Raw genomic sequence first — 20226 nt, forward strand, 5'->3', positions numbered from 1 at the left:
AATCTTTTTTCTCTTTATCGTTGTGGTTCACCGGATTTTACCGGATTTATGCTAGAATAGGGTGAGTGGCATATGGCAAAAAGGAGAGCGAACATGCAGAAGTGGCATCATATTTTTCATAAAAGTACAGGTCTTAGCCCTTATGTATGGGTCGTATTTTATATTCTACCGTTTTATTTCATCTTTCGGTCCTCCTCTCCCTACCAGGTAGTTTCGGGAATCTTGATGATCGCTGTGTTTTTTGTTTGTTATGTGCTTTCTTTTGTCTCCAAGGGTTGGTTAGTTTATTTTTGGACGAGCGTGCAGATACTTGTCTCTATAACGATGACGTTGTTGTTTGGATATATGTATTTTGCGCTTTTTTTAGCCTTTTTTATTGGGAATATCCAGAATCGAGTAGGTTTTTTCACCCTATACTCCATTCATTTGCTGACTACGATTATTACGATCAATTATGAGCTGCTGTCGCGTAATCCCGTATTTATCAGCCAGCTTCCGTTTGTGCTTGTCAGTATGATTGCAGTGATCCTGCTGCCAATCAGTACCTATAACCGCAATAATCAAGGGAAACTGCAAGACCAATTGGAGGATGCTAATAAGCGAATCTCTGAATTGGTTAAGCTCGAGGAACGCCAGCGGATTTCACGTGATCTACACGATACATTAGGTCAGAAGCTTTCGTTAATTGGTCTGAAAAGTGATTTGGCAGGAAAGCTTATCGACAGTGATCCGACGCAAGCAAAAGCCGAGATCAATGATGTACGCCAGACGGCGAGAAGTGCACTGAAAGAGGTCCGGGAGATGATTACGCGAATGCGTGGCATTCGCCTTGAAGACGAGCTCGTTCATATTCAGCAGTTTCTTGCGGCTGCGGAGATCGATTATGTTTTGCAAGGCAATCCTAAACTTTCTAACACTTCATTGATTACGGAGAATGTGCTCAGCATGTGTATTAAGGAAGCTGTCACAAATGTTGTGAAGCATAGTAATGCACAATCCTGCTCAATTATCATCGAACCTACGCGTACAGATCTGATCATTAAAGTGAAAGATGATGGAACCGGCATCCCGGGCAATGATCTTTATTTTAAAGGACATGGGTTGCAAGGCATGCGGGAACGTCTTGAATTTGTGAATGGCTGTATGGATATCGTGCAAGATGGGGGAACTACGATCGTGATTAAGGTCCCTAATGCATTTAAGCATCCGGAACAGGAGGTAACCTTATAATGATTAAGATTGTAATCGCTGAGGATCAGCGGATGCTCCTTGGAGCGCTGGCATCTTTGTTGGATTTAGAAGAGGATATGAAGGTAGTGGGCCGGGCAAGCAACGGGGAAGAAGCTGTAGCGATGGTTCAGCAGCATAAGCCGGATATCTGTATTATGGATATTGAAATGCCAGCGATGAGTGGTCTCGACGCTGCGGAAGCGCTGAAGAATAGCGGCTGCAAAACGATGATATTAACCACCTTTGCCCGTGCGGGATATTTCGAACGTGCGCTCAAGGCGGGAGTTCATGCTTATTTGCTGAAAGACAGTCCTAGCGAAGAACTGGCACTTTCGATACGTAATGTGATGGCAGGCCGACGCATGTATGCACCGGAGCTAATGGATGAAGCCTACAGCGGTGAAGTGAATCCTCTGACTCAGCGGGAGAAGGAAGTACTTGGACTCATTGCCGACGGTAAAAATACAAAAGAGATCGCCAGCCAATTGTACATTACCACGGGAACAGTCCGGAATTACATCTCTGTTATACTAGATAAGCTGGATGTAGGTAACCGCATCGAGGCAATCACTCGATTTAAGGAAAAAGGTTGGTTTAAATGAGCGTGGGTAAGAAACGATTAGTTGGCAGAAGCAGCTTGTAAACGTGAATAGCTAATCGCTGATCGCTGATTGCTAATCGCTGATTGCTAATCGCTGATTGCTAATCGCTGATTGCTAATCGCCAATCGCTGTTTATACTCACCAATCGCAAATAGATGTATTTCCTACAACTATATGCTATAAAATGCTCGGCAGATGCGATTTAGTTGCATTTCTTACATCTAAAAGTTCGCTTAGAGGGCATTTCCATTATTTTTCGGGGAAATAGTTGTAGAGAATGCAGTTAAAGAGTTGTCTAAGCAGAAAATATACTTATAATTGTACTGAGTGCAGCTATTTCTTTTATTCGCATTAATGAAATTCAATATAATCTGCTAAAAATAAAATTTTTAATGTTATTTTGATGTTAACACTCGCCAAATGTTCCCGCGCCGTATATCATTAATTATCGGCCTATTATTCACAATAGGACAGTTAATCAAAAGGAAGTGTATTTTCTGATGTCAAGAAAGCTAAGAGCCGGCATAGTTGGCGGCACAGGTATGGTAGGACAACGTTTTATTGCCCTTCTAGAGAATCATCCTTGGTTTGAAGTAACTGCGATTGCTGCCAGTGCTAGATCTGCTGGAAAAACGTATGAAGAATCGGCCAAGGGCAGATGGAAGTTGTCTACTCCAATGCCTGAGAACGTAAAGAATATTATGGTCCAAGACGCTTCTAAGGTAGAGGAAGTAGCTGCGGATGTAGATTTGATCTTTTGTGCTGTAGACATGAAAAAAGATGAGATTAAAGCGCTCGAAGAGGCTTATGCTCGCACCGGAACGCCAGTAATCTCCAATAACTCAGCGCATCGCTGGACGCCTGACGTGCCTATGGTCATTCCTGAGATTAATCCGGAGCATCTTGAGGTTATTGCACAGCAAAGAAAACGTCTGGGAACAGAGACAGGGTTCATTGCAGTTAAACCTAACTGCTCCATTCAAAGTTATGTGCCTGCACTTCATGCGCTCAAAGACTTCAATCCATCTAAAGTGGTGGTCACTACCTACCAAGCTATTTCTGGTGCAGGAAAGACTTTTGCGGACTGGCCAGAAATGCTAGACAACGTGATTCCTTACATCGGTGGCGAAGAAGAGAAGAGTGAGCAAGAGCCTTTGCGGATCTGGGGAAGCGTTGAAGAAGAGGGTATCGTAAAGAGTGAAGCGCCAACGATTACTTCGCAGTGTATCCGTGTGCCTGTAGCGGATGGACATATGGCTGCTGTATTTGTTTCTTTTGAGAAAAAACCGTCCAAAGAAGAGATTCTGAATCTCTGGAAGAGCTTTAAAGGACGTCCTCAGGAGCTTGAACTGCCTAGCGCACCTAAACAGTTCATTACCTATTTTGAAGAGGACAATCGTCCACAGACCAAGCTGGATCGTGATATTGAGAACGGAATGGGCGTATCGACGGGCAGACTTCGCGAAGATGCCCTCTATGATTACAAATTCGTAGGTCTCTCCCATAACACCCTGCGCGGAGCAGCTGGCGGTGCTGTGTTGATCGCTGAGCTTCTGAAAGCAGAAGGTTATATTCAACCGAAATAAGTCCATACATGAGCTGCAAAGCTGATGTGAATAGACACCTCATCAAAGCTTAGTCTTTGGTGGGGTGTTTTTATTTTAATTTTACATTTGGTAAAATAAGTTATGGAAGGAGAGGATACCTTTGAATAAATATTTATTAGCTTTTATTTGGTTACCATTAATCCTGTTTACAAGCGGTTGTACATCGTCAGCTCAAGAGGAACAAGAGTATGGAGTGTCATCTATAAATGCTGAAATTCCAATTCCGAAGAATGCCAAAGAAATCGAAGTGATAACAAATTCAAATAAACCTAAAATAAAAATTGGAGCAAAGTACGAGTTGGATAATATAGGGGGAGAACAAGGTCTTTATCGGCCTGACAGCTATTTTAATAAATTAAGCGATGATGGATGGATAGAGCTGGAGGACAAGCGGTTAGGGCATGTGCAATTTTTTGAAAAAAAGGACACCGTCATCGCCATCGAAATACATGAGGATAGCTTTGATATTCATGAAATGAATAAAGATGCTAAATTCTAAACAGTGGCTAGTTAGATGAAGCATTTGTTATTACTTAAACAGAAAGGTTGAGAGTGTGGTAAGATAGGTAAAGTGTATAAACTATACGAATTCTGAATGACTGACGGAGTGATATAATGGGTGCAAAAAGTAAAGGTGGCGGCACAGGCAGAGGTACGGGGAGTAAAGGCTGGACACGCTGGAACAAAACAGCAAAACCAGTTAAACCTGCTAAAGGTGACCCAACGACGGGTCCAGGTGCTAAAGGTGCAAGTGGAAGCAAGGGCAGTAACGTGAAAAAAAGCGGAAGCACCAAATAGCTCCAATAAACTGGGTTATTCCTGAAGGTTAACATCTGATTTTGATCGTTAAAATCAGGTGTTTTTTTATGACCAGATGTAAGTATATAGAGAGAAAGTAGGATCAGCAGTGAGAATCGATAAATATATAAGCGAAACAGGCTTTTGTTCCAGAAGGGAAACCAAACGATTAATTGCTGCAGGTCGAATCGCTGTGAATGGTATCGTCTGTGATGCGAACATTCTTATAGAGCCAGAGGATATCGTATGGATCGATGGGGAGCCGATAACAAGCAGTAAAGGGGAGCCAGTGTATCTCGCTTTGAATAAGCCGATAGGCATTACCTGTACAGCAGCCCCACATGTAGCTGGGAACATTATTGATTTTGTAGGGTATCCTTCAAGGATCTTTGCGATCGGCAGATTAGATAAAAACTCGGAAGGCCTCATTTTGTTAACCAACGATGGAGAGATCGTAAATAAAATGATGCGTTCCGAGAATGGGCATGAAAAAGAATATGTAGTTAATGTAGACAAACCGGTTACGTCAGAATTCTTACAAGCGATGTCTAGCGGCGTGAACATTCTTGGAATCACAACGAAACCTTGTGAGGTCTATCGGATCACAGAATGTCAGTTTAGAATTATCCTAACTCAAGGTCTTAATCTGCAAATACGCAGAATGAGCAAGGAGTTAGGATATAGAGTACTAAAGCTGGAGCGCATAAGAATTATGAATATTACATTAGACGGCTTGGAGCTGGGACAATGGCGGCATTTAAGCAGTGAAGAGCTGAATGAGCTTATGTCCCGCTTAAACTAACTTTGTCAACAAAGCCTCTGGCAGTTGGGGTAATGTCTACAGCTCCGGTAATCGCTGAGATAACAGAGATCCCATCCGCACCGGCTGCTAATACAGGTGCAACATTTTGCAGCGTGATTCCCCCAATGCCAACCAAAGGGATGGTAATGCCTTTATTTCTTAGTTCTTCAATAATCGCAGTGCCTTGAACAGCTTTGGCATCCTCCTTGGATGACGTAGGATAAATGGGACCCACGCCCAGATAGTCGGCTCCATCGGCAATCGCCTGCTGAGCTTCAACGAAAGAGTGAGCGGATACACCAATGATTTTATTCTCTCCAAGTAGCTGGCGGATTGCCAATGCAGGTGTATCCTCCTGTCCTACATGAATTCCGTCCGCATCAAGCGCGATCGCTAAATCAATGTCGTCATTCACGATAAAGGGCACGCCATTGGCATGACAAATCTTTTGAAGTCGTCTCCCAAGATTAAGTCGAGCCTTATCGCTTAAGGAACCGGTACCCTTTTCACGGAATTGAAACATGGTTATGCCCCCAGCAACCGCTTCCTGCAGCACCTTAACTGGAGCTTTACGGCAATTTACACTGCCCATAATGAAATAGACTTTTAATAGATCTCGCAGATGTTCACTGTTCATTCGTTGCACTGTTAATCCCTCGCAGTCTGTTTTGATAAGCAAAATGATTGGTTGGTCCATGTCCAGCCCCTATGCCCAGCTCGTCTTCAATCGCCGCTTGTATAAACGCTTTGGCAGTTTGAATGGCCTCAGCTACGGATTTGCCTTTGGCTAGCTCGGCGGTGACTGCTGCTGAATAGGTGCAGCCTGTACCATGCGTATGTCTGGTCTGAATCCGGTTACTCTCCAATAAGGTATATTCGTCACCATCATATAGAAGATCGGTTACTGCTGTGGTCGAGGTATCATGTCCCCCTTTTAGCACTACATATTTGGAGCCCATGCCATGAATGATTTTGGCCGCTTTTTTGCGTTCTTCGATGGTGGTGATCGTCATCTTTGTGATTATTTCGGCTTCGGGAATATTGGGTGTCGTCACCAATGCTAAGGGCAGCAGATGGCTGACTAAGGATTGAACTGCCTCCTGCAGCAGCAGTGTGGACCCTCCTTTAGCGACCATCACAGGATCAATTACAAGATTAGACCAGCCGTAATGCTTAATTTTATCTGCCACAATGCGGATGATGTCACTGTTAAATAACATCCCGGTCTTTACGGCATCTGGTTGCAGGTCAAATCCTATAGAATCAAGCTGCTGAATTATGGCGTCCAGAGTCACTGGATAAACCCCTTGGACACCCAGCGTATTCTGCGCTGTCACAGCTGTGAGGACGGACATGCCATAGACAGAAAGCTCCTGAAAGGTTTTTAGATCGGCCTGAATGCCAGCACCACCGCCGCTATCGGAGCCGGCAATGGTTAGAGCTTTGGATATAATCATCGAATTCACTCCTTCGAGGGTCATTAACTGAGCTGTTTGATGCTGGATCTTTCTAGGAAGACTTCTGGCGTGACCCATGTCAGTTGATTTAGAAACTCAACCTGAAAACTTCCCGGCCCTTGACCAGTCGTTAGTTCAGCGGCGATTTCAGCTGCTACTCCATAGAAGGAGAGGGCTTCCACTGCGGCCTCCAACGAGTCACCGCCACTTACCGCGAGAAATGCCCCCACAACAGCGCTGAGCAAGCAGCCAGTTCCTGTAACCTTCGTGAGAATAGGGTGACCGTTGCTAGCAATATAGGTGTTTTTTCCATTCGTGATCACATCGTCTTTTCCAGTTATGATGACCACACAGCTTAACTTCCTCGCAGCAGCTTCAGCCAAAAGGACTACATCGCCTTCACCTTCGCCAGCATCCACCCCTTTAATGGACCAACTCTCTCCAATGACATTAGCGACTTCAGCCACATTCCCCCGCAGTGCGGTGATTTGCATCTCATTCACTAGCTTTTGAGTGACAGCGGTCCGATAAGAAGTTGCGCCTGCACCTACCGGGTCAAGCACTAGGGGAACCCTGTGTTTATTAGCGGATTTACCAGCAAGCAACATAGATTGAATGGCGTAATCATTGAGTGTGCCGATATTTAGAACTACAGCAGACGACATAGCGGCGATGTCGATCACTTCTTCGTGGGCATCCGCCATAAAGGGAGAGGCGCCAAGCGCCAACAGACCGTTGGCTGAGAAATTGGCTACCACAATATTAGTGATGTTGTGGATCAACGGGTTGGATTCCCGTACTTTGGCTAAATAACTCATCATAATTCCTCCTCAAGCTTGTATGAACAACTAACTAAACATTACAGATTGATAAAAGCTTCCTGTGCTTTAATATCCTCTGGTAGAAGATTGTTGGTGGATAACCACTGCTGAACCTTTTCCCAAGATGTCGGGTCTTGATATCCAAAAGATTGATCGCCAGCATTCATCAGCGGCAGCAGAATCTCAAGACTTTTTTTCTCAATCTCCTTGTCGAGCGGTGAAGTTGCATCTTCATGTGCAACCAGTAAATCCAGGGCTTGTTCAGGATTCTGCTCCACAAATTCCTGTCCTTTTGTAATGGCATTTAGAAATTTTTTAAAGTAGGCTTCAGAATTTTGCAATCCTTGTTCGCTGGCCACCAGCACAAGCTCATAATAGTCAGGCACTCCGTAATCCGTTGGATTAAGCGAAGTGACCGGATGTCCCTCTTTTTCAAGGATTAGTTGTTCATGGTTGATGAACCCGCCCATTATTGCGTCTACTTGTCCAGTAGAGATCGCAGGGATGAGGTCAAAACCTACGTCAATCAGCTTGGCGGATGAAGGATCGCCTCCATCACTCTGGATCATTGTCCGAATCATCGCTTCATAGAGCGGAATGGAGGAATAGCCGATTTGTTTTCCCGCGAGCTCTTTTGGACTATGAATACTGCCAGCCTGAGGAACCATCAGATGATTCAGTGGATGCCGCACGATTGCTGCAATCGAACGTACAGGGATTTTCTCGCCGCGTGCCATAAGTACCTGAGGCTGATAACTGAGCGCTAGATCAATTTGATTCGCTGCAACAAGCTTTAGGGAATCATTGCTGTCTGCAGGCATTTTGATCTCGACATCCAAACCTTCCTCTTGGAAAAAACCTTGCTGTTGCGCAGCGTATAGAAAGGAATGAACGGCATTGGGATACCAATCAAGCATAATCGTCAGCTTGTGTGACTGCTTATTTTCGGTATTGGAGGGATCGGTTTGGGAGTTGTTATTTATCTTGTCTGCCTTCCCGCAGCTGCTTAAGAGCAAAAGTGTGCATACTAGAAATACAGAAATAAGTCCTCGTTGTGGGGATTTTAAATGATTCATTGGTTTGATCCTCTTTTCTTTAAAAATAATTGTTCGAGTAAAGCTATCGCCAGAAAAAGCACCACACCAAGCGCGGACAGCAGAAATACAGCCGCGAACATTTCATCGCTCTGCATATTTCCGGCCATTCTGCGGCTGAAGTAACCGAGTCCTTTACTGCCGCCGAGCCATTCCCCGATAGTAGCTCCGATGACGCAGTATACAATGGACAGCTTTAAGCCAGAGAAAAAAGCAGGCAACGCCAGTGGAATTTGGGTTTTGACAAGCAGCTGCCAGCGGTTTGCACCAAATGTTAATAATAAGTCCTTGTAAGTCTGGCCACTTGTACGAAGTCCATCATATGTACTCACTACGACTGGAAAAAAAGCCGTCAAAAACACCACAGCCACTTTGCTCCACAGCGAATATCCGAACCACATAATAAAAATGGGGGATAGCGCAATTAATGGGATCGTCTGGCTAATGATAAGAAAGGGATAGATGGCCTTTTCTATGGGGCGATACAGGAACATTCCAGTGCCCAGCAATACACCACAAATAACAGAAAGGACAAAACCCACCAGTATCTCCTGTAACGTTGCCAATAAATGCTGTCCGAATAATAATTGCCTGTGCTCGATCAATGCGAAGCCAATAGATGAAGGTGCAGGGAGAATAAAGGCTGGAATCATGTGAAGGCGAACAGCTGACTCCCAGATTACAAGAATGAGCAGTACCAGAAGAACGAAGGGACCATAATTGTCTAGATGTTTTTTAAAAGGTAAAGGTTGCATGCAATCTTCGCTCCAACTCTTCCCGTAGTGCTATAAACCGGGGTTCATAGTTCATCTTATAATGTCTTGGCCTTGGTAGATCCACAACGATCTCCTGTAATTCGCTGTGCGCACCGCCAGATAATAAATAAATCCGGTCACTGAGCAATAGTGCTTCTTCCAGATCATGAGTGATGAGCATAATCGTCTGATTCAATTCACCCCATAACTCCAACAGCCAACGGTGTATCTCGCGTTTGGTCATGGCATCGAGAGCGCCAAAGGGCTCATCCAGCAGCATAAGACCACTTCCGCCTCCAGCCACTAAGGTGCGCAGAAATGCGACTCGCTGTTTCATTCCACCCGAAAGTTCATGGGGATAAGCGTTCTCTACATCTGCTAAGCCGAAGCGGGTCAACATTTCCCGAATCTGAGTGATCGTTTCTTGTTTATTGAATCTGGGCTTGATCTCCCAAGGCAAAAGGCAGTTGTCGAGCACTGTCCTCCAAGGCAGCAATAAATCCTGCTGAGGCATATAAGCGATCTGGCCTAAACGACTAGCGGTTGACGGGTGCGTAGAGAGTTTTATTTTTCCGTGAGTAGGTTCGAGTAAACCGGCAATCGTTTTGAAAAATGTACTTTTCCCGCATCCGCTAGCACCTACTACGGAGACGAATTCCCCTTGCCTGATATCCATGGATAGATCTGCGAATACAGGGGGTTGCTCAGATTCCGGAAAAGAGTAGGTTAGGCCTTGAATAGATAAAATGGTCGTGATGATCTAACCTCCTAAAATTTTTGTGGAGCGCCTAAACAAATAAAGACCCATCCATTTCCAGAGGAAATGAATGGGTCAAAAAGTTCATTCTGCATAATAACACTTAACATGCTTGATGAAAATTCTGCTCCACTTCCCTCCGCTGGTATGATCCAGATCAGGTTCCAAGGGTCCGGAGCTTGAAGCTCCGTCTCAGTCGGCCGACTCCCCTAGTGAAATAACAGGTCCATATTAATTTGTTAATAAATATACCATATCTTTCTGAGAAGTAAAGAGAGAAAGAAGTGAAGGATTAATCCAAGATTGGGTAAGATATAGGTAGGAATCTAGTTAATATTATAATTCCGATGTATATAATCGGAAAAAAGTATTGACGATCATGTGATGGCAGTGTACTATTCAATTTACCGGAAAAAAACCGGATAGAGAGAGGGGATTTAATAATGAAAAAATGGAGTTTAACTATTATATTGGCGTTAACCGTGGTCCTTGTAGCGGCTTGCGGCAATAATTCGAATACCAATACGGCTGCTGAACCAACAGCTGGAACGAATGGTGGAACAGCATCTTCAGCGCAAAACAGTTTGGAGGCTGTGAAGGCCAGCGGCAAATTGCGGATAGGTACAGAAGGGACTTATGCACCTTTTACTTATCATGACACTGCGGGGAAATTGACTGGTTTTGACGTGGAAATTGCTGAAGAAGTAGCCAAACGTTTAGGTGTCAAAGCTGAATTTTTTGAAACTCAGTGGGATGGTATTTTTGCTGGGATGGATGCGAAACGGTTTGATGTCATTTTCAATGAAGTTTCCATTAACGAAGATCGCAAAGTGAAATATGATTTCTCTGAACCCTATATCGTATCCAAAGCAGTATTGATCGTGAGCGAAGACAATGAGGATATTAAGACCTTTGCCGATCTTAAAGGTAAAAAAGCCGGACAATCCCTGACAAGTAATTTATCCGATATCGCTCGTGAGAACGGTGCTGAAATCGTAGCTACAGATGGTTTCAATCAAGCGATGGACCTGCTGACTTCGGGACGTATTGATGCAACTGTGAATGATGGCTTGTCTTATCTGGATCTAAAAAAACAAAAACCAGATGCAAAAATTAAAGTGGTTGATGAGATTCCTGAAGGATCACAAAGTGCCGCGGTATTCCTGAAAGGTAATGATGAGCTGGTGAAAGCGGTCAGTGATGCGATTACAGAGATGAAGAGTGATGGAACGTACTTGAAAATTTCCGAGAAATACTTTGGAGCTGACGTTTCAAAATAATACAAGGCTAGCAAGGCTAATTAAGCCTGGAAGCTAAAAAGGATGTCTGAATAATGGATGACCGCAAAATACAAATTTTCTTAGACACACTGCTACCCCTGCTAAAAGCCGGGGTGGCTTTTACCATTCCGTTGGCGCTACTTTCCTTTGTGCTTGGATTGATTTTGGCGATCCTAACCGCGCTGGCACGTCTTTCTCCGTGGGTAATTCCGAAGCTAATCGCCCGTTTTTATGTGTGGGTTATTCGAGGAACCCCATTGTTAGTGCAGCTATTTATTATATTTTATGGTTTGCCGGCTGTTGGTATTGTACTCGACCCCTTCATTGCCGCCACCATTGGATTTACTCTTAGCGTAGGGGCTTATTCATCGGAAATCGTACGCGCTGCTATCCTGTCGATACATAAAGGCCAATGGGAAGCTGCCTTCTCAGTCGGGATGACTCGTGGGCAGGCTCTGCGCCGCGTAATTCTGCCACAAGCTGCGCGCGTTTCTGTACCGCCGTTATCCAATTCCTTTATTAGCTTGGTTAAAGATACTTCGCTTGCAGCGATCATCACCTATACGGAGATGTTTAGAACCGCACAGCAGGTAGCCTCTACCACTTATGAGCCTCTGCTGGTATACTCCGAAGCAGGATTGTTTTATTTAGTGTTCTGTTCTGTGCTGTCGGCGCTGCAAAATTACTTGGAGAAACGACTCGATCGTTACTCTGCGACCTAAAGGAGAGATACTTGTGATTGAAATCATTAATTTGCATAAATCCTTCGGCGCACTCCAAGTGTTAAAGGGTATTGATCTGAAAATGGAGCATGGAAAGGTACTTGTCATTATTGGGCCATCTGGCTCCGGGAAGACTACACTGCTGCGCTGTTTTAATCTGTTGGAAATCCCGGATCAAGGCAGCCTGTCGCTCAGTGATATCACCATCAATTTTACAGATCATAAGAAAATTCCTCAGAATTCCGTATTGGCCCTTCGTCAGAAAACAGGGATGGTCTTTCAATCGTATAATTTATTTCCGCATATGACTGCGCTTGGCAATGTGATGGAGGGACAGGTAACTGTCTTGAAACGATCCAAGGAAGAAGCGCGCAAGCGGGGGCTTCAGCTGCTGGCTAAGGTGGGTTTGGCAGATAAAGCTGATAACTATCCACATCAGCTGTCAGGTGGACAGCAGCAGAGAGTGGCCATCGCCCGGGCTATGGCAGTAGATCCAGAAGTGTTATTGTTTGATGAGCCCACTTCGGCGCTCGATCCTGAGCTGGTAGGGGAAGTGCTTAAGGTTATCAAACAATTAGCGGCAGAAGGTATGACTATGGCGATTGTGACCCACGAGATGAAATTTGCCGCCGATGTAGCGGACCGGATCATTTTGATGGATGGTGGTCATATCTTAGAGCAAGGGACTCCGCAAGAAGTGCTGGAGCATCCGAAGAATCCCCGGGCTCTGCAATTTCTGAACAGACTGAATGGTGAAGAAGAGTAGAAAGACAATATACACGAAAAAGCAGCTCGGGAATCATCCGGAGCTGCTTTTTCATGTGTGGATTATTCAAATGAGAAGAGTATCTGAAATTTGGTTATACTCCAGTTTTCAGAAATTCCAAAGCGTTGTAGAGCATAATCGCTGCTTCGGCGCGGGTGAGTTCGCTTTTTGGATTAAACTTTCCGTTAGCATCCAGGCTATTGATCTTGTATTTCAGGGAGCGCTGAATACTGCCTTGATACGCAGGAGTCAGAGAAGCTTCATCAGCGATATCTACTGGAACGATATTGATCATCGGCAGATTGCCAACGCCTTCGATCGCTTGCACTAGATAGTTAGTGAATTGCTCTTTGGTCATAATGAGGTTAGGATCAATGTCTTTAGGAAGCTTAACTTCATTGTAATAAGCATTGATAAAGGCTTCAGCGTACCAGGCTTTGTCTTTTACTTTTGTGAACAAGCCGCTGACAACAGGAGCTTTGTTAAAATCAATGGCCGCGAGGCTAAGCTGGAGACCGCCGGAGATAAACTGAATCCCTTGGGCTGTAGTTACCTTAGAGCCAGGGAGAAATTGAGATTCGCTGACACCTTTAATTAACCCTTGATTTTTTAAAGAAATGATTTTTTCTTTGCCGTTTATGTTATCAATATCCTTAAAGGTGTTCCCAGCTGCAAACATCTGACCACCCAAAGAAAAGGAGAAAATGGCTACGGTTGTGATCGCTGCTAGTGTGCTTTTTTTCATGTTCATGTCTTTTCACCTCGTTGTATGGATAGGCTCCTTAGCCTTTGTCACTCCTTTAACGTTGTAAATTATGGAAAGGTTGCGGTCTAATCTGTATTATTTCACGAAAAAGTAGATTTTAATAGAAATATGGGCCAGATTGGGGTGTAGTACTTTGGATAAGTGGCATGAAATGATATAATGATGTCAGGCTCTTTTCATTCGTGGTTAATTTTGTTATGATTATATCGTAACGATTACTATTTATGTATTGTCCAAACTGCATAAATAGGAGCGTCTCAGAGGGTACGGATGTTAAATCGTTCCGGGAAGGTAGGAGACCAAATGGATCAAATATCAAATATCAGTCAATTGTTTGCGGCGCAAAAATATAAATTAACGCCTCAGCGTGAAGCTATAGTGAACGTTCTGCTCGACAATGAGAAGGATCATCTAAGCGTAGAAGAAGTATATATGCTTGTTAAGAACAGCTATCCACATCTGGGCCTGGCAACGGTATACCGTACACTTGAGCTTTTATGTGAGCTACACATTGTAGAGAAGATGAACTTCGGAGACGGAGTTGCCCGTTACGATTTGCGCGGGAACGATCATTCGCATATGCATCATCATTTGATATGCAGCGTATGCGGTCGGTTGGAGGAAATTAAGGACGACTGGCTTGTGGAGCTGGAGAGAAGAGTGGAACGTGAATATGGCTTTAACGTCACGGATCACCGCCTTGATTTCAAGGGTACTTATGGAACATGTAAACGTACAGGCTGCAAAAAAGCAAAAGCAGAAGCAGATAAAGCAGTCTCCTAAGATCGCTTTCTAACCTAAAGACACAGGCTTTCTCCAAGCCTGTGTCTTTTTTGATTACTGCGTTTTTGGAAGTCTAGCTTCGAGTAGGTACAAAGGATTTGATCCACGTTCCGAAACTGCCAGGGTTACGGCTCTGAACGAGAATTACACCTTCTCCACGGAAGCGGCAGACAAGTGCTTCACCACTGGTTATGCTGTTTAGCCAGCCAGAGGCTGCCTTTTCTACCTTATAGTCCATATAATCTGGCCATGCTACGAGGTGTCCGTTATCGATAATCATTTCTTCACCAGGTCCTAAATTAATCGCATGGATAGCACCGAAGGAAGACAGGAACACCGTTCCTCTGCCACTGATTTCTACAATGAAGAAGCCTTCACCGGAGAAGAGCCCTCTGGTTAAATTCTGCATTTTGGTATTTACTTGAATGCCTTCAGTTCCGGCGAGAAATCCGTCTTTTTGAACTAACAGTTTATACGATCCGTCTAATTCTATCGCCTGAATATCGCCGAGTGAGCCAGGTGACAGCAATACCTCACTTTGACCACGGGTCGCTCTAAGTTCTTGAAAGAAGAATTTCTCACCGCTCAGCATTCTCCCGAGACCGCGCATTAAACCACCATCCACGGTTCCTTTTAATTCTACGTTAGGTGACATTGCGACCATTGCGCCCATTTCAGCCTTTACGCTTTCACCGGGATTTAGTTGGACCTTTAACATAGCAAAAGCACCTTCATACAAAACCTGGTAATTCATCCTTTAAACCTCCGCATCTATTTAGATAAGATAGAATACTAGCTTTGCTCTAAGTGTAACGGAATTCTTGCTTCGCTCATAGTCTGGAATATGTTAAAATGAAGTTGTCTTATAGATGTAAGATCAATAATCATTCACCCATGAATAGGAGAGTGGTGTCACATGGCACGAACCAAGACACAAAAAGCCTTGCGTAAGGCAGAGCGCTCCGGAGCCTGGTGCGCAGCACAAAGTCGTAGATCGAATAGTGATTATGGAGCCATTTCACAGCATGTACGGTTAACACCAAGCAAGCAGGAACAATTGAATAAGAATAGATATAAGGGGCAGATCTTCCAAGATGATGCTCCTTTTTTATTGGCTATTTGATAAGAGAACATTGCTCAGCGTATAGTAATTGAAGAAATAATATATAGGAGATGTATCCATGATGAAACAAAATAAATATGACGATTCGAATTTCTTCTCAGCCTACCAGCAAATGCCTCGTTCTATTGGAGGACTAGAAGCAGCAGGTGAATGGCATGTATTAAAGGCGCTTCTTCCAGACTTACATAATAAAAGTGTGCTTGATCTGGGCTGCGGCTTCGGCTGGCATTGCCTGTATGCCCGTGAGCAGCAGGCGAGTTCAGTTATAGGTGTGGATATCTCTGAAAAAATGCTGCAACAGGCGCGTGAAAAAACGAACGATCCTGCTATAACTTATATCCAGCTGCCGATTGAGGACATTGATTTTACGAGCGAGCAATTTGATGTGGTCCTCAGTTCATTGGCTTTCCACTATATTGAATCTTTTACAGCCATCTGCCGCAAAGTCCATGCGTTTCTTAAGCCTGGTGGGAGTTTTATTTTTTCAGTGGAGCATCCTATCTTTACTTCACGGGAAGAGCAAGACTGGTATACCGATGAACAAGGTAACCGCCTGCATTGGCCCGTAGATCATTATCAATCAGAAGGACTTCGTGAAACTAAATTCTTAACAGAAAATGTGATTAAATACCATCGCACGATTTCCACCTACTTTAATGACCTGATTGAAGCTGGCTTTACTATTAAAGCGGTTAAAGAACCAAAGCCTTCAGAAGAAATGAGTAATGATCCATGGATGAAGGATGAGGAGCGTAGACCGATGTTCCTGATCATTTCGGCTGTAAAAGAATAATTTCATTCTCATGTTTCTTCATTTACACCTGTTCTCTGCTGTGCACACGATATTCTCTTGGTGACATACCAAAACGGCTTCGGAAGACGCGGTGAAAATAGGTATAGTTCGCAAAACCACAAGTTTCTGCTACTTGCTCCAGCGGCATGGGACTGAAGGTTATCCGTTCTCTGGCCATTTCCAGTCGGACATCGTTTACATATTTAATAATACTGGTCCCAAAGGCTTCTTTAAATAAATGAACGGCTCGCGAGACGGATATACCCACAAAACCTGCTACATCCTCCAATAGAAAGGGTACGGTTGCGTGCTCCTCAACATATTGCTTCATTCGGTATGCCAAATAACCTTTTGGAGTAATTGCTGGCTGGTCTGTAATTAGCCGGTCGATTTCCATACATAGAATTTGCAGATAGCAGGCAGATATTTCTGGAGAGAAGTCGGAAAGTCGACGGTGCTCCAGAATTAACTGGCGAAACAAGCCAAGAAAATTCTCACTAAGCGGCACACTTAGGCGAGTGGGTCTTTGTGAACGTTGCCACCATTCATCAATCCATGTTCCCCCGCAAAAAATATGATAATCTCCGCTTTCAATTCGTGGCTTGCCTACAGGGTACTCTTCTTTATCTATGATCAAATAGTAAGGATCATTTGGAGCGAATAACATAATATCCCCGCTTTCCACAGGTGACATCACACCATCGATCAATGCACGGCTTCTTCCTTCCGTTTGCAGACGTATAAGAAAGTTCTGGTTCCCTTGACTTTGAGACATATGAAAAGGCTTGCGATGAAAAGAAAATCCGGCTGATAATACGTGACAGGTAGCAGAATGAGTCATAGGTCCTCCTAGGTGTATTGAAATGATAAGCAGATTGTTCATGTTTTAATCATATTCTTCATTTTAATATATACGCTTTCATATTACTATGTAGCTAAGCAATAAAGAAAGAAATCGACCATCAACGCTAGAAACAGTCGGTATTAGCTGTGCTTACAAGAATGACAGTTTAAGGAAACTGATGAGAATCAGATTAGTCAATTCTGTTACAGCATTATTGTTCAAGTGATTATCACTACAGAAAGCTAACTTTAAATCCAATTGGAGTGATTCGAAAATGCTGAAGATAGGCCTGCAATTGTATACGCTCAGAGAAGAACTGGAACAGGATTTTGAAGGGACACTGCGTAAAGTGGCAGCCCTTGGTTATAAAGGCGTGGAGTTTTTCCATTACTTCGGCCGTAGCGCAGCAGAAGTCAAACAACTGCTTGATGAACTAGGATTAGTTGCGCTGGGCGCACACCGTCCCTATGACGCGTTGTTAAATGATACAGAGGCAGAGATTGCGTACAACCTAGAGATTGGAAATCATAATCTGATTGTGCCGTATCTGTCAGAAGAACAACGTAACTATGAAGAAGTTGCTGCGAATCTGAAGATCATTGGAGAAAAGTGCAAGGCGCGTGGAGCGGTTCTTTTGTACCATAATCATGACTTTGAGTTAACTGATCGATATGGTGACCGTACAGCGTTTGACGGTTTGTTTGAAGAAGTGCCAGCTGATTTGCTGCAAGTTGAAATGGATACATGCTGGGTACATCACGCAGGTTATGATGCCGTAGAATATATCAACAAATACGCTGGCCGGTTGCCGATCATCCATCTGAAAGATTTGAAGAAACATGAGGATGGTTCACCGGAAACGGTTGTTCTAGGCGAAGGAGAAGTAAACCTTACAGCAATTCTTGATGCGGCTGTACAGGCAAAGGTAGAGTGGGCGGTAGTGGAGCAGGATTATTGCAGCCGTTCACCATTAGAAAGTGTAGAAGATAGTTTGAAATGGGTAAAAGCATACGCTAATCAAGGGGGAAATGTTCATGTCTAAAAAGTTGAGAATTGCTATTGTCGGTTGCGGTGGAATTGCTAATGGAAAACATATGCCAAGTTTGTCACGTCAAGCAGATGCTGAAATGGTAGCCTTCTGTGATATCGTCGAAGAACGTGCACAGGAAGCAGCAAAAACCTATGGCGCTGAAGGCGCGGCTGTATATACAGATTATCAAGAGCTTTTGAAAGCCGGAGGATTCGATATCGTGCATGTATGTACACCGAATGACAGTCACTCCGTGATCACAATCGCAGCATTGGAAGCTGGCAATCATGTAATGTGTGAGAAGCCTATGGCGAAGACTACAGCTCAAGCACAGGAAATGTTAGAGGCTGCTAAACGTACAGGCATGAAATTGTCTGTAGCTTATCAAAACCGTTATCGTGCGGATAGTGAATATCTTAAAGACGTTTGCGAAAACGGTGAGCTTGGTGAAATCTATTATGCAAAAGCGATCGCAGTACGTCGTCGTGCGGTTCCTACATGGGGCGTATTCCTGGATGAAGAAAAGCAAGGTGGGGGTCCACTGATCGATATCGGTACGCATGCGCTTGATCTAACATTATGGATGATGGACAATTATAAACCGCGTAGTGTTATGGGCTCGACTTTTCATAAGCTAGGTAACCGTAAAAACGGCGGAAATGCCTTTGGTCCATGGGACCCTGAACAATTTAAAGTAGAAGATTCAGCATTTGGATTTATTACCATGGAAAATGGTGCTACAATTGTACTGGAATCAAGCTGGGCTCTTAATGTATCGGAATTTGGAGAAGCGAAGACGCTCCTCGCAGGTACAGAGGGTGGCGCAGATATGAAGGACGGGTTACGCTTAAATGGTGACCGTGGTGGCCGTCTATACGAGACTAAAATTGACTTGTCCGCAGGGGGAGTAGCTTTCTTTAACGGAGGACAAGAGAGTGAATCCGATCGTGAAGCTCGCTTGTGGCTTGAGGCAGTTAGGGAAGATAAAGAACCAGTAGTTAAACCTGAACAAGCCCTTGTCGTTACCCAAATTTTGGAGGCTATTTACGAATCTTCCCGTACAGGTCGTGCTGTGTATTTTGACGGAACATCAGATAACTAAACGAGAAGCAGGTGTGAAGTTCATGAGTTCAAACAGACATTCTGTAGTCATTGTTGGTTTTGGAGGAATGGGAAGTTATCACGCAGGATTGATAAAAGAGACCACTACCTTAATCGTAGTTGGAACGTACGATGTGCTTGAAGCACGTCGTACCAATTCCAACGACGCTGGCTACAAGGCGTACCAAAGTTATGAAGAAGTATTGGCAGATTCTTCGGTCGAAATTATTCTAATTGCCACACCGAACGATGTGCACAAAGAAATTGCGATTCGTGCATTACAAGCTGGCAAACATGTCATTTGTGAGAAGCCAGTTACTCTATCGAAGGTTGAATTTCAAGAAATACTGGCAGCCGCTGATGAAGCTGGACGTGTGTTTATGGTGCATCAGAACAGACGTTGGGATGAAGATTTTTTAACCATCAAAAAAATGTACGATGAGGAGACGATTGGATCCCTATTCCAGATCGAATCCCGCGTGCATGGAGCAAACGGAATTCCTGGAGACTGGCGTCATGTTAAGGCACAAGGCGGAGGGATGCTGCTGGATTGGGGCGTTCACTTATTGGACCAGCTATTATTCATGATTGATAGCAAAATCACCAGTGTGAGCAGTAGTCTAAGCTTTATTTTAGGAAACGATGTCGATGACGGCTTTGAAGCTATTCTGCAATTTGAGAATGGAATTAAAGCGATCGTAGAGGTTGGGACGACTAACTTTATTACATTGCCAAGATGGTATGTGAAGGGTATCGAAGGTACTGGAATTATTGAAGACTGGTCATTAACCGGAAGATTGGTGACAAGAAATAACGCAGGTGAAAAAATCGAACCGAAGCCGATTCGTGCAGGTGTAGGACTAACTAAAACTATGGCACCTCCATCGGAGGGGGCAACGATCACTGAGGAATTACCTCAGCCGTCGGAGTTAAGCTCTAGCTTTTATGATAATTTCGCTGCTGTCATTGAGGGTACTGCAGAACCTATCGTTAAGAACGCTGAGGTTATGCGGGTACAGAATTTGATTGAAGTTATTTTTGAAGCTGCTGAGAGTAATCAAGTGGTGAAGAATTTTGATATCTACGGTAAATAAT

The 20226-nt window shown here is 44.0% G+C and carries 24 protein-coding genes and 1 riboswitch; of the genes, 15 read left to right on the forward strand and 9 right to left on the reverse strand.

What is annotated here, in order from left to right:
* Positions 1 to 93: 93 nt before the first annotated feature.
* From NSQ50_RS12720 to NSQ50_RS12745, 6 genes are all read left to right on the forward strand, one after another.
* Positions 94 to 1230, forward strand: coding sequence for a sensor histidine kinase (locus NSQ50_RS12720; RefSeq protein WP_076224747.1), 1137 nt, complete (start codon positions 94 to 96; stop codon positions 1228 to 1230).
* Positions 1230 to 1832 carry a response regulator transcription factor gene (locus NSQ50_RS12725; protein WP_036686291.1) on the forward strand — a complete coding sequence of 201 codons (603 nt, stop codon included), beginning with the start codon at positions 1230 to 1232 and terminating at the stop codon, positions 1830 to 1832. Before NSQ50_RS12720 ends, NSQ50_RS12725 begins: the two co-directional genes overlap by 1 nt.
* Before the next feature lie 500 nt (positions 1833 to 2332).
* Positions 2333 to 3418 carry an aspartate-semialdehyde dehydrogenase gene (gene asd, locus NSQ50_RS12730; protein ID WP_038570412.1) on the forward strand — a complete coding sequence of 362 codons (1086 nt, stop codon included), beginning with the start codon at positions 2333 to 2335 and terminating at the stop codon, positions 3416 to 3418.
* Between the two features lie 121 nt (positions 3419 to 3539).
* Complete coding sequence (locus tag NSQ50_RS12735; protein ID WP_076224749.1) at positions 3540 to 3938, forward strand: hypothetical protein; 399 nt, start codon at positions 3540 to 3542, stop codon at positions 3936 to 3938.
* 116 nt (positions 3939 to 4054) lie between these two features.
* On the forward strand, positions 4055 to 4237 hold the full coding sequence (locus tag NSQ50_RS12740) for a DUF3934 family protein (RefSeq protein ID WP_038570418.1): 183 nt from the start codon (positions 4055 to 4057) through the stop codon (positions 4235 to 4237).
* Between the two features lie 109 nt (positions 4238 to 4346).
* Positions 4347 to 5039: a pseudouridine synthase gene (locus tag NSQ50_RS12745; RefSeq protein WP_076101683.1), complete on the forward strand. Its 693-nt coding sequence runs from the start codon at positions 4347 to 4349 to the stop codon at positions 5037 to 5039.
* Here the strand turns inward: NSQ50_RS12745 and thiE are convergent.
* Genes thiE through NSQ50_RS12775 form a run of 6 tightly spaced genes read right to left on the reverse strand, consistent with a single transcriptional unit; the run spans position 5020 to position 9842 of the window.
* A complete protein-coding gene (gene thiE / locus NSQ50_RS12750; RefSeq protein ID WP_038570424.1) occupies positions 5020 to 5676 on the reverse strand; it encodes a thiamine phosphate synthase in 657 nt (218 codons plus the stop codon). The genes NSQ50_RS12745 and thiE overlap by 20 nt on opposite strands.
* Complete coding sequence (thiD, locus tag NSQ50_RS12755) at positions 5666 to 6496, reverse strand: bifunctional hydroxymethylpyrimidine kinase/phosphomethylpyrimidine kinase (RefSeq protein ID WP_176462624.1); 831 nt, start codon at positions 6494 to 6496, stop codon at positions 5666 to 5668. The genes thiE and thiD overlap by 11 nt, the downstream gene beginning before the upstream one ends.
* 23 nt (positions 6497 to 6519) lie before the next feature.
* Positions 6520 to 7314, reverse strand: a complete 795-nt coding sequence (gene thiM / locus NSQ50_RS12760) for a hydroxyethylthiazole kinase (protein WP_038570426.1) — start codon at positions 7312 to 7314, stop codon at positions 6520 to 6522.
* Positions 7315 to 7355: 41 nt separating this feature from the next.
* Complete coding sequence (locus NSQ50_RS12765; RefSeq protein ID WP_038570429.1) at positions 7356 to 8393, reverse strand: ABC transporter substrate-binding protein; 1038 nt, start codon at positions 8391 to 8393, stop codon at positions 7356 to 7358.
* Positions 8390 to 9166, reverse strand: coding sequence for an ABC transporter permease (locus NSQ50_RS12770; RefSeq protein WP_036686305.1), 777 nt, complete (start codon positions 9164 to 9166; stop codon positions 8390 to 8392). Before NSQ50_RS12770 ends, NSQ50_RS12765 begins: the two co-directional genes overlap by 4 nt.
* Positions 9147 to 9842 (reverse strand): ABC transporter ATP-binding protein, encoded by a 696-nt coding sequence (locus NSQ50_RS12775; protein WP_179087078.1) that lies wholly within the window; start codon positions 9840 to 9842, stop codon positions 9147 to 9149. The genes NSQ50_RS12770 and NSQ50_RS12775 overlap by 20 nt, the downstream gene beginning before the upstream one ends.
* Positions 9843 to 10040: 198 nt before the next feature.
* A riboswitch (TPP riboswitch) is annotated at positions 10041 to 10144 on the reverse strand.
* A gap of 222 nt (positions 10145 to 10366) precedes the next feature.
* On the opposite strand from NSQ50_RS12775, the gene NSQ50_RS12780 reads away from it, so the two are divergent.
* From NSQ50_RS12780 to NSQ50_RS12790, 3 genes are read left to right on the forward strand one after another with little or no spacing between them, the layout of a single operon-like run.
* Positions 10367 to 11203 (forward strand): amino acid ABC transporter substrate-binding protein, encoded by an 837-nt coding sequence (locus NSQ50_RS12780; protein ID WP_076105017.1) that lies wholly within the window; start codon positions 10367 to 10369, stop codon positions 11201 to 11203.
* Between the two features lie 53 nt (positions 11204 to 11256).
* On the forward strand, positions 11257 to 11925 hold the full coding sequence (locus tag NSQ50_RS12785) for an amino acid ABC transporter permease (protein ID WP_036686309.1): 669 nt from the start codon (positions 11257 to 11259) through the stop codon (positions 11923 to 11925).
* Between the two features lie 13 nt (positions 11926 to 11938).
* Complete coding sequence (locus tag NSQ50_RS12790) at positions 11939 to 12691, forward strand: amino acid ABC transporter ATP-binding protein (RefSeq protein WP_076105018.1); 753 nt, start codon at positions 11939 to 11941, stop codon at positions 12689 to 12691.
* A 94-nt stretch (positions 12692 to 12785) separates the two neighbouring features.
* Here NSQ50_RS12790 and NSQ50_RS12795 read toward each other — a convergent pair whose 3' ends face one another.
* Positions 12786 to 13442: an S-layer homology domain-containing protein gene (locus NSQ50_RS12795; protein ID WP_036686312.1), complete on the reverse strand. Its 657-nt coding sequence runs from the start codon at positions 13440 to 13442 to the stop codon at positions 12786 to 12788.
* Positions 13443 to 13760: 318 nt separating this feature from the next.
* On the opposite strand from NSQ50_RS12795, the gene NSQ50_RS12800 reads away from it, so the two are divergent.
* Positions 13761 to 14240, forward strand: a complete 480-nt coding sequence (locus NSQ50_RS12800) for a Fur family transcriptional regulator (protein WP_036686314.1) — start codon at positions 13761 to 13763, stop codon at positions 14238 to 14240.
* A 73-nt stretch (positions 14241 to 14313) separates the two neighbouring features.
* On the opposite strand, the gene NSQ50_RS12805 is transcribed toward NSQ50_RS12800, so the two are convergent.
* Positions 14314 to 14994 carry a TIGR00266 family protein gene (locus tag NSQ50_RS12805; RefSeq protein ID WP_036686316.1) on the reverse strand — a complete coding sequence of 227 codons (681 nt, stop codon included), beginning with the start codon at positions 14992 to 14994 and terminating at the stop codon, positions 14314 to 14316.
* Positions 14995 to 15156: 162 nt separating this feature from the next.
* On the opposite strand from NSQ50_RS12805, the gene NSQ50_RS12810 reads away from it, so the two are divergent.
* Positions 15157 to 15363, forward strand: coding sequence for a hypothetical protein (locus NSQ50_RS12810; RefSeq protein ID WP_036686317.1), 207 nt, complete (start codon positions 15157 to 15159; stop codon positions 15361 to 15363).
* A 61-nt stretch (positions 15364 to 15424) separates the two neighbouring features.
* The gene (locus tag NSQ50_RS12815) at positions 15425 to 16156 is read left to right on the forward strand and encodes a class I SAM-dependent methyltransferase (RefSeq protein WP_036686597.1); all 732 of its coding nucleotides are present in this window, start codon (positions 15425 to 15427) and stop codon (positions 16154 to 16156) included.
* Positions 16157 to 16178: 22 nt separating this feature from the next.
* Here the strand turns inward: NSQ50_RS12815 and NSQ50_RS12820 are convergent, their stop codons facing one another.
* Positions 16179 to 16997, reverse strand: coding sequence for an AraC family transcriptional regulator (locus NSQ50_RS12820; RefSeq protein WP_036686319.1), 819 nt, complete (start codon positions 16995 to 16997; stop codon positions 16179 to 16181).
* A 277-nt stretch (positions 16998 to 17274) separates the two neighbouring features.
* Between NSQ50_RS12820 and NSQ50_RS12825 the strand changes: the two genes are divergently transcribed.
* The 3 genes from NSQ50_RS12825 to NSQ50_RS12835 are packed head-to-tail and all read left to right on the forward strand — an operon-like array spanning position 17275 to position 20225.
* Positions 17275 to 18042, forward strand: coding sequence for a sugar phosphate isomerase/epimerase family protein (locus NSQ50_RS12825; RefSeq protein ID WP_036686321.1), 768 nt, complete (start codon positions 17275 to 17277; stop codon positions 18040 to 18042).
* Positions 18035 to 19132, forward strand: a complete 1098-nt coding sequence (locus NSQ50_RS12830) for a Gfo/Idh/MocA family protein (RefSeq protein WP_036686323.1) — start codon at positions 18035 to 18037, stop codon at positions 19130 to 19132. The genes NSQ50_RS12825 and NSQ50_RS12830 overlap by 8 nt, the downstream gene beginning before the upstream one ends.
* 22 nt (positions 19133 to 19154) lie before the next feature.
* Positions 19155 to 20225: a Gfo/Idh/MocA family protein gene (locus NSQ50_RS12835; RefSeq protein ID WP_036686325.1), complete on the forward strand. Its 1071-nt coding sequence runs from the start codon at positions 19155 to 19157 to the stop codon at positions 20223 to 20225.
* The last annotated feature ends 1 nt before the right edge of the window (position 20226 follow it).

It is taken from the genome of Paenibacillus sp. FSL R10-2788 (genome assembly GCF_038003885.1).
In the GTDB taxonomy this organism is placed as follows: Bacteria; Bacillota; Bacilli; order Paenibacillales; family Paenibacillaceae; genus Paenibacillus_AQ; species Paenibacillus_AQ odorifer.